Source organism: Streptomyces sp. NPDC059957 (assembly GCF_042730015.1).
Taxonomy (GTDB): Bacteria; Actinomycetota; Actinomycetes; order Streptomycetales; family Streptomycetaceae; genus Streptomyces.
In genome coordinates, this window is sequence record NZ_JBHWMB010000090.1 from 20,821 (window position 1) to 28,589 (window position 7,769).

The following is a 7,769-nucleotide window of genomic DNA, read 5'->3' on the forward strand; positions in this document are numbered from 1 at the left end:
CCACACCCCTGGCACAGCGCGGGCCCGAGATGCAGCTGGGAGTCCCCCCCCCCGGCCCCGCACCACGTCTTTGGAGGCGTCCGACGATGAGCCCACCCGACGCGGCGGCCGGCCCGGAGCGGGCGCCCGCCGAGGCGCGCGACGCCGACCGGGCACTCGTGGCGGCGGCCCGGCACAGCGCCGGACGCACCGCCGCCGTCCTCGGATGCGCGGTGGCGGCCGCCGCGGCGGCGCTCGCCGAACCGGCGGTCCTCGGCCACACCCTCGACCTGCTGCTCCGCCGGGACCCCTCGGGCACGGCCTGGACCCTGCTGTGCGCCGCGGTCATCGCCGCCGAGGTGGCGCTGGACGCCGCGGCCGCACGCCTGACCGGCGAGGTGGACGGCCGCTCCACCGCCCTGCTGCGCAGGCTCGGGACCGCCCGGCTGCTGGGGACGGCCCCGCACCACGCGGCCCGCCACGCACCTGGAGACACCGCCGCGCGGCTGACCGCGCACGCCACCGAGGCCGGGAGGGTCCCGGCCGCCGTCGCGCACGCCGCCGCCTCGGTGCTGCCGCCGATCGGCGCGGTGGCCGCGCTCTTCCTCATCGACGTGTGGACCGCGCTCGCCTTCCTCGCGGGCGTGCCGCTGCTCGCGCTCCTGCTGCGGACCTTCGCCCGCTCCACCTCCACCAGCGTCGCCCGCTACCAGCAGGTGCAGCTCGCGACCGCCGGCCTGCTCGTGGAGGCGCTCGCCGGGGCGCGCACGATCGCCGCCGCGGGCACCGCGGAGCGCGAACGCACCCGGATCCTCGCGCGGTTGCCCGAACTCGCCGCCGAGGGCAGGCGCATGTGGCGTGTCTACGGAGGGACGACGGCCCGGTCCGCGGCCCTCATGCCCATGCTCCTGTACGCGGTCCTCGCCGTCGGCGGCATCCGGCTGTCGGCCGGGGCCCTCGGGGTCGGCGAACTCCTCGCCGCCATGCGGTACGCGGGCCTCGCGGCCGGTGTCGGCGGGGTGACCGGCGCACTGGCGGCCGTCGTCCGCGGCCGGGCAGCCGCCCGGCGGACCACCGCCCTCCTGGCCCTGCCGGTGGTCGAGCACGGCCGTGCGGAACTGCCGGAAGGAGGGGCGGGCACCTTGGAACTGCGCGGCGTCCGGGTCGTGCGCGCAGGCTCGGCGGTCCTGCACGACATCAGCCTGGTGATCCCCGGCGGCACCACGGTGGCGGTGGTGGGCCGGTCCGGCGCCGGCAAGACGCTGTTCGCCGCCGTGGCCGGCCGGCTCACCGACCCGGACGCGGGCCAGGTGCTGCTGGACGGCGTACCCCTGCGGGAGCTGACCGCCGACGCGCTCCGCCGAGAGGTCGGCCACGCCTTCGACCGCCCCGCGCTGTTCGGGGACACGGTCGGCGACGCGATCGGCTTCGGAGCGGGTCCGGACCCCGGCCGCGAAGCCGTCCGGGCCGCGGCGCGCGCCGCCGGCGCCGATGCGTTCGTACGGCGCCTGCCCCTGGGCTACGGCACGCACCTCGCCGACGCCCCGATGTCCGGGGGCGAGGTCCAACGCCTCGGTCTGGCCCGGGCGTTCTGCCACGCGGGCCGCCTCCTCGTACTGGACGACGCCACCTCCAGCCTCGACACCGTCACGGCCCGAGAGGTCGAGCGGGCGCTCGCGCACGAGGTCCGGCCCGGCACCCGGATCGTGGTGGCGCACCGCCTCTCCTCGGCCGTCCGCGCCGACCTCGTCGTATGGCTCGAGGACGGGCGGGTGCGGGCGGCAGGCGTCCACGAGGAACTGTGGCGGCACGACCCCGACTACCGCGCCGTGTTCGCCGCCGGGCCGGGGACGGCGGCCGGGCCGGGGACGGAGGCCGGAGCGCAGGCGGAGCCGGACGAGGCCCCCGGAGCCGGGGTGGAAGCGGACGACCGCCGGACGCCGGCGGGGAAGCAGGAGGCCGCACCATGACCGAGGGGGAGACCTGGCGCCGGGTGGCACCGGAGGGGCGGCGCTTCCTGCGCGGCCACAAGAGCGCCCTCGGGAGGCTGGCGGCGTGGTCACTCCTCGAATCCGCGCAGACCTTCCTCGGCGGCTACGGAGTGGCCCGCGCCCTCGACGACGGCTTCCTCGCCGGCCGCACCACCACCGGCCTCGCCTGGCTGGCCGCGGCCGGAGCCGGAGCACTGATCGGCGGGTTCGCCCTGCGCGGCGTGTTCGCCGGACTCGCGGACCTCGTGGAACCGCTGCGGGACGGTCTGGTGCGCCGGGCGGTGCGGCAGGCACTTGACCGCGCGGCGGCCGACCCGGCGCGCGCACCGGACGCGGGTGCCGTGTCCCGCCTGACCCAGCAGACGGAGATGGCCCGTGACTCCTTCGCCGGACTGGTCCTGACGGTACGGTCCTTCGTCTTCACCGCCATGGGCGCCCTCGCGGGCATGGCGGCGCTGGCTCCGGTGCTGCTGCTCGTCGTGCTGCCGCCCCTGCTGCTGGGCGTCGTGGCCTTCCTGGCCACGCTCCGCCCCATGGCCTCCGTACAGCGCCGGTCCCTGGACACCGACGAGGCGCTGGCGGACCGGGTGGGCGCGCTGGGGGAGGGGCTGCGCGACATTGTGGCCTGCGGCGGGCAAGCGGAGGCGCGAGCCCGGGTGGAACCACTGATCGCCGCCCAGGAGCGGCTGGCGCGCACGCTCTCGCGCTGGGCCGCTCTGCGCATCCTGGCCCTCGGTGCGGCGGGCCGGCTGCCGGTGATCGCGCTGCTCGCCGCGACGCCCTGGCTGCTCGGGCACGGGATCACCACCGGGGCGCTGGCAGGCGGCCTCACCTACGTGGTGCAGGCGTTGCTGCCCGCCCTCAACACCCTGATGACCGCGCTGGGTTCGGCCGGCACGCGGCTGCTGGTGGTCCTCGAGCGCTTCTGCGAGCCGCCACCGTCGCCCCCGGAAGCCCGCCGCACGGGTGAGGCGGGCGGGGCGAGCGGGGTGGGGGAGCCGGGCGGGGCGGAGCAACCGGGGGAGCCCGGTCCAGCGGCCGAGTTCCGGGGCGTCACCTTCGCCTACGGCCCCGCGGCGGCGCCCGTCCTCGACGGCCTCGACCTGGAGGTGCGGGCGGGGGAGCACCTCGCGGTGGTCGGGCCGAGCGGCATCGGCAAGTCCACGCTCACCGCCCTGCTGGCCGGGATGCTGCCACCCGGTGCGGGGACGGTCCTCGTCGCCGGCGCCGCCGCCCGCCGGGAGCCGGGGGCCGCGGGCCCGGATCCGCGGCGGACCCTGCTGCCGCAGCAGGCCTACGTGTTCACCGGCGCCGTGCGGGAGAACCTGACCCACCTGTCCGCGGGCCCGGACGGCTCGGTGCCCGGGGACGCCGAACTGCTGCGCGCCGTCGGCTCCCTGGGGCTCGGGGGCCTCGTCGAGCGGCTGGGCGGCCTGGACGGCGAGGTGTCCCCCCGGCTGCTGTCCCGGGGGGAGTGCCAGCACCTCGCGCTCGCCGCCGCCTACCTCTCCCCGGCTCCGCTGCTGCTGCTCGACGAGGCCACCTGTCACTTGGATCCGCGGACGGAGGAGCGTGCCGAGCGGGCCCTCGCGGAGCGTCCCGGCACCCTGGTGGTCGTGGCCCACCGCGTCTCGTCCGCGGCCCGCGCCGACCGGGTCCTCGTCCTCGACGGGACCCGGGCCGTGTGCGGCACGCACGCGGAACTCCCGGCGCTCTCGCCGCTCTACCGCGATCTGGTGGGCGGCTGGCACGGGACCGCGGACGCATGACGCCGAACGAAGCGGCGGGCGCGGATCAGACCCAGCCCGCCCCCTGGGATATCCGGATCGCGTCGATGAGGTTGCGCCCGCCGGTCTTCCGGGTCGCCGCGGCGATGTAGTTGCGTACCGTCCCGATCGCCAGGTGCAGCGTACGGGCGATCTCGGCGATGGAATCGCCCTCCGCGGCCCGGGCCAGCACGCTGAGCTCGCGCGGGCTCAGCGGCACGGGGTCGGCCTCCATGAAGGCGGAGGCCAGCGAGGCGTCGATGAACCGCTCCCCGGCCGCGAGCTTGCGGACCGCCCGGACGAGCCGCCCCGGCGAGCCGTCCTTGTCGACGTAGCCGCGGGCCTCGGCCCGGAACGCACGGTGCAGGGAACCGGGGGCGCCGGTCGACGCGAGGACCAGTACCGCGGACGGCGACGCGAGGACCTGACGGTTCGCGCGTCCTGCGTCCGCCAGAGCGGCCGCCGTCCCCGGACAGTCGAGGTCGACGACCGTGACGTCTGGTCGTAAGGACTCGGCCTGGCGGACCGCGGTGCGCCACCCCGCCGACGTGACGTCGAAGGGGCCTTCCGATCTCAGCAGCGCGGCCAGTGCCGACCGGACCAGGCTGACACTGTGCAGGACGAGGACCTTGGTCATGGTGTGGTCTCCTCGGTAGACGAACCAACGGCACCACGCGGCTGCCCCCGTACGGAGGAGATGGAACGTCACTGCGGGGGGCGCGCGGGGGCGCGCGGGCAAGTTGGCCGAGACACCGTGGAATCACGCTTCCCTTAGGCGGGGAACCCCCTTGAAGACCGGACCCCAGCCTTCCCGTAAGGCGGTACGGGCGCCCTCGCGCGGGAGCCCGGTTCGCCTCGTGGGTCAGATCTCGCCGCGCCAGGCACCCGTGGCGACCCCACGCGATTCGATGAACAGCTTGAACCGCTTCAGATCACCCGCGACCTGACGCTTGACGAAGCCGAGCTTGTCGGCCGCGGCCTCGGCCAGGCCGTCGGGGGCCCAGTTCATGTGCAGGACGACCTTGGTGGTGGTCGCGTCGAGCGGCTGGAAGGTGACGAGCCCGGCCTGGCGGGCCTCACCGTCGACGGTCATCCACGCGACGCGCCGGTCCGGGAGCTGCTCGGTGATCTGCGCGTCGAACTCGCGCTGGACACCGTTCACGTTCGTCACCCAGTGGGTGAGCGTGTCCGTGCGCTGGACGATGCGTTCGACCCCCTCCATGAAGGCGGGGAAGTCCTCGAACTGCGTCCACTGGTTGTAGGCCGTGCGTACGGGGACGTTGACCTCGACGTACTCCTCGACGTGTGACATGCGAACCCCTTCCGTGTGGTCAGCAGCCCGCACCCCGTGGTGCGGGACCTGCCGTTGAACATCCGCAGGCGCGGCTACCCCCACTCCGGATGCCCATGCGCGACCCGAGCGGTACGGCGCCCGCCGGGACGGAAGGCATGGGGGCCGAGCGCGGGCGCTGACGGAACTCCCCGACGGAGCAAGCCGGTACGGTGCGCGTGCGGACGAAGACCCAGGGCACACGCGGGTCATGACCGTACTGAAGACAAGTGTCCTCGTCCTCGACAGCGCGGAACCCGAGCCCCTGGCCCGGTTCTACGCCGAACTGCTCGGAGCCACGGCCGGCCCGGCCACCGGGGACGGGGAGCTGTTCCTCGTCACCGGCAGCTCCGGAGCCGTCCTCGGGATCCGCCGCGACCCGAACCACGCGCCGCCGAGCTGGCCCGCACCGCAGGACTCCCAACAGGCCCATCTGCGGATCCTGGTGGCGGCCGATTCCCTCGACGAAGCCGAACGCGAGGCCGTGTCCCTCGGAGCGCGCCCGGTGGCGGCCGAGGACGACGGCAGCCAGTTGGACAACCGCACGACGCTGCGGCGGTTCAGCGACCCGGCGGGCCACGCATTCGTCCTCGCGGCCGTATGGGAGGACCCCACCGCGCAGGGCGCCGCTGGGTGAGTCCGGGCGTGCGCCGGACGGTGACTCCGGGCGTGCGCCGGACCGGTCATGGACCGGTGGGCCTGCCGGACTTCAGCCGTGCCGCTTCGATTTCGGCCCAGACGGCCTTGCCGTGCTCGTGGGTGTCCGTGCCCCAGCGGTCGGACAGGCGCTGCACGATGTGCAGGCCGTGGCCGCCCGGGGTGCCGCGTCGCGGGGCGGGGTGGAGGAGGGGCAGGACGGTCGTGGCGTCGTGGACCTCGATGCGGAGGGTTTCCCCGGCCGTGAGGACGAGTTCGCGGCAGCCGTCCGCGTGCAGGGAGGCGTTGGTCAGCAGCTCGGACACGAGGAGCAGGGCGTCCTCGGCGGTCTCGGTTCCGTCCCAGCCCCAGTCCCGCAGGGCCCGGCGGGTGAAGTCGCGGCCCTTGGCCACCGCACCCCCGACGCCCGTCAGGGCGAGGCGACGCCGCTGGCCTCCACCGGGAAGGCCGGCGCTCACTGGATCTCCCGCTTTCGCTCCGATGGTCTCCACCGTGCTCTCGCACCCCCGTGCCGACGCCGCGCTGTTCGCTGTTCCGGGAGACCGGCCGACGAGATCGTGGCCGGTGTCCCGGACTGTCCGTATGCCCCCGAGTGGCCCGAGGACACCCGAGCCCGGTCCCGAGTGTAGGTGACCTCCGGTGTCAGGGCGTTGCCATGTGGAGCCGCAGCGTGAAGCCGTCCTCCAGGGCCCGGACCTCGACGAGGTCGCAGAGCTGGTGGATCATCCACAGGCCGCGGCCGCCGTTCGCCGATGCGAGGGAGGGGCGGCGGCGCCCCGCGAGGGGGTCGGCCAAGAGGCCCGCGTCCTGGATCTCGGCGACGACTCCCGCACGGGATCCGCCCGAGCCGCCGGTGGTCCACAGGCGCAGGGTGCCCTTCCCGCCCCCGTGGGACAGGGAGTTGGCCGCGGCCTCGCTGACGGCCAGGACGAGATCGCCTCGCCGGGCCGGGGTCAGGCCCGCCCCGCGGGCCCAGGCCCCGGCGTACTCGCGCACCTCGGCCAGTCCTCCGTGGGCGTACGCGAACCGGGACGCCTCGCCCTCGGGTTCGGGCAGGGGCCGGTCGCAGTCTGCCGAAACCTGCGCGGCGTCGGTGTACGCCGGGCTCGGCAGGTCCCGGCCGTGCTCGATCAGCGTGGGGTGCGTACGCCGGGCGTCGGCCAGCACCTCGGGCGCCAGGCCCCGTACGTCGTAGGGGCACAGGATGGTGGCGGGCCGGCCGGTGAAGGCCGTGTTGATGAGGGCTTCGTGGCGGGTGGCTTCCAGGACCTCGGCGGGGGAGCGGCCGGGCCAGATCGGCTCTCCGACGATCCGGGCCGACCGGCTCACGTGCAGGTCGGCGAAGTCCTGCAGGGCGGCCAGGATGCGGCCGGGGTTGCGGCCCAGCTCCGTCATGTCCGCCCAGGTGACGTCCGGGGCGCTCGCGCCGAGGCTCTCGCGCAGGGCGTCCCGGTGCGGGCCCGGGACGGCGACGAGGACCGGTTCGTCCGCCGACAGGGCGGTGCGCACGAAGCCGCCCACACCGGCCACGTACGCGTCGAGGTCCTGGTAGAAGAGGGCGGGATGGACGAACGCCCCGGGCCCGGCGGGCTCAGGAACAGTGATCATGCTGCGACCTCCAGCGCGGCGCATTCGTCCGGGAACATCTCCACGACCTTGCGGAGAGAGTACGGCGGGTCGTGGAGCAGCAGGCGCCTGCCCTGCCCGCTGAGGGCGGCCGCCGCCCGTACGAGGGCGGCGACCGCGGCCGTGTCGAGGAAGACCACGGCGGAAAGGTCGAGATGGACGACGGGGCCGGGAATGGCGGTCACGGCGCCGAGCGCGGCCGACAGGCACTGGCGGGTGTCGAGGTCGCAGCTGCCGGTCAGGCGCGCGCCCGGACGGTCCTGCCACGGCCGGGCGGTCAGCGGGGCCGACGCGCCCGCGCCCGCCCCGGCCGCCGCTGAGCCGGATGGGGAGTTCATGGTTCTTTCCTACACCGCGAGCATGCCGGTGCGCAGCCGTGCCAGGGTTCGGGACAGGATGCGGGAGACCTGCATCTGGGAG

The 7,769-nt window shown here is 75.4% G+C and carries 8 protein-coding genes; 3 read left to right on the forward strand and 5 right to left on the reverse strand.

All coding sequences use genetic code 11. From position 1 onward, the window contains the following. Nucleotides 1-86: 86 nt before the first annotated feature. Both ACFWBW_RS36585 and ACFWBW_RS36590 read left to right on the forward strand, forming a co-directional pair. Nucleotides 87-1,949 (forward strand): ABC transporter ATP-binding protein, encoded by a 1,863-nt coding sequence (locus ACFWBW_RS36585; RefSeq protein WP_385382411.1) that lies wholly within the window; start codon nucleotides 87-89, stop codon nucleotides 1,947-1,949. Further along, nucleotides 1,946-3,739, forward strand: coding sequence for an ATP-binding cassette domain-containing protein (locus ACFWBW_RS36590; protein WP_385382414.1), 1,794 nt, complete (start codon nucleotides 1,946-1,948; stop codon nucleotides 3,737-3,739). The genes ACFWBW_RS36585 and ACFWBW_RS36590 overlap by 4 nt, the downstream gene beginning before the upstream one ends. A 25-nt stretch (nucleotides 3,740-3,764) precedes the next feature. On the opposite strand, the gene ACFWBW_RS36595 is transcribed toward ACFWBW_RS36590, so the two are convergent. Both ACFWBW_RS36595 and ACFWBW_RS36600 read right to left on the reverse strand, forming a co-directional pair. Beyond that, nucleotides 3,765-4,373, reverse strand: a complete 609-nt coding sequence (locus ACFWBW_RS36595) for a response regulator transcription factor (protein WP_385382417.1) — start codon at nucleotides 4,371-4,373, stop codon at nucleotides 3,765-3,767. Nucleotides 4,374-4,598: 225 nt separating this feature from the next. Beyond that, complete coding sequence (locus tag ACFWBW_RS36600) at nucleotides 4,599-5,048, reverse strand: SRPBCC family protein (RefSeq protein ID WP_385382419.1); 450 nt, start codon at nucleotides 5,046-5,048, stop codon at nucleotides 4,599-4,601. A 229-nt stretch (nucleotides 5,049-5,277) separates the two neighbouring features. Here ACFWBW_RS36600 and ACFWBW_RS36605 point away from each other — a divergent pair, with 229 nt between their 5' ends. Further along, on the forward strand, nucleotides 5,278-5,703 hold the full coding sequence (locus ACFWBW_RS36605; protein ID WP_385382422.1) for a VOC family protein: 426 nt from the start codon (nucleotides 5,278-5,280) through the stop codon (nucleotides 5,701-5,703). A 46-nt stretch (nucleotides 5,704-5,749) separates the two neighbouring features. On the opposite strand, the gene ACFWBW_RS36610 is transcribed toward ACFWBW_RS36605, so the two are convergent. The 3 genes from ACFWBW_RS36610 to ACFWBW_RS36620 form a co-directional block, all read right to left on the reverse strand. Beyond that, nucleotides 5,750-6,181 (reverse strand): ATP-binding protein, encoded by a 432-nt coding sequence (locus ACFWBW_RS36610; protein ID WP_385382425.1) that lies wholly within the window; start codon nucleotides 6,179-6,181, stop codon nucleotides 5,750-5,752. A gap of 184 nt (nucleotides 6,182-6,365) precedes the next feature. After that, nucleotides 6,366-7,331: an anti-sigma factor RsbA family regulatory protein gene (locus tag ACFWBW_RS36615; protein WP_385382429.1), complete on the reverse strand. Its 966-nt coding sequence runs from the start codon at nucleotides 7,329-7,331 to the stop codon at nucleotides 6,366-6,368. Then, entirely contained in the window at nucleotides 7,328-7,687 is a 360-nt protein-coding gene (locus tag ACFWBW_RS36620) for an STAS domain-containing protein (protein ID WP_385382432.1), read from the reverse strand. The genes ACFWBW_RS36615 and ACFWBW_RS36620 overlap by 4 nt, the downstream gene beginning before the upstream one ends. Nucleotides 7,688-7,769 lie beyond the last annotated feature (82 nt).

Bases quoted from the DNA above. Each gene is read 5' to 3' on its own strand.
- ACFWBW_RS36620 (WP_385382432.1), bottom strand. From the start codon at position 7,687: ATGAACTCCCCATCCGGCTCAGCGGCGGCCGGGGCGGGCGCGGGCGCG.
- ACFWBW_RS36605 (WP_385382422.1), top strand. From the start codon at position 5,278: ATGACCGTACTGAAGACAAGTGTCCTCGTCCTCGACAGCGCGGAACCC.
- ACFWBW_RS36615 (WP_385382429.1), bottom strand. From the start codon at position 7,331: ATGATCACTGTTCCTGAGCCCGCCGGGCCCGGGGCGTTCGTCCATCCC.
- ACFWBW_RS36585 (WP_385382411.1), top strand. From the start codon at position 87: ATGAGCCCACCCGACGCGGCGGCCGGCCCGGAGCGGGCGCCCGCCGAG.
- ACFWBW_RS36595 (WP_385382417.1), bottom strand. From the start codon at position 4,373: ATGACCAAGGTCCTCGTCCTGCACAGTGTCAGCCTGGTCCGGTCGGCA.
- ACFWBW_RS36600 (WP_385382419.1), bottom strand. From the start codon at position 5,048: ATGTCACACGTCGAGGAGTACGTCGAGGTCAACGTCCCCGTACGCACG.
- ACFWBW_RS36590 (WP_385382414.1), top strand. From the start codon at position 1,946: ATGACCGAGGGGGAGACCTGGCGCCGGGTGGCACCGGAGGGGCGGCGC.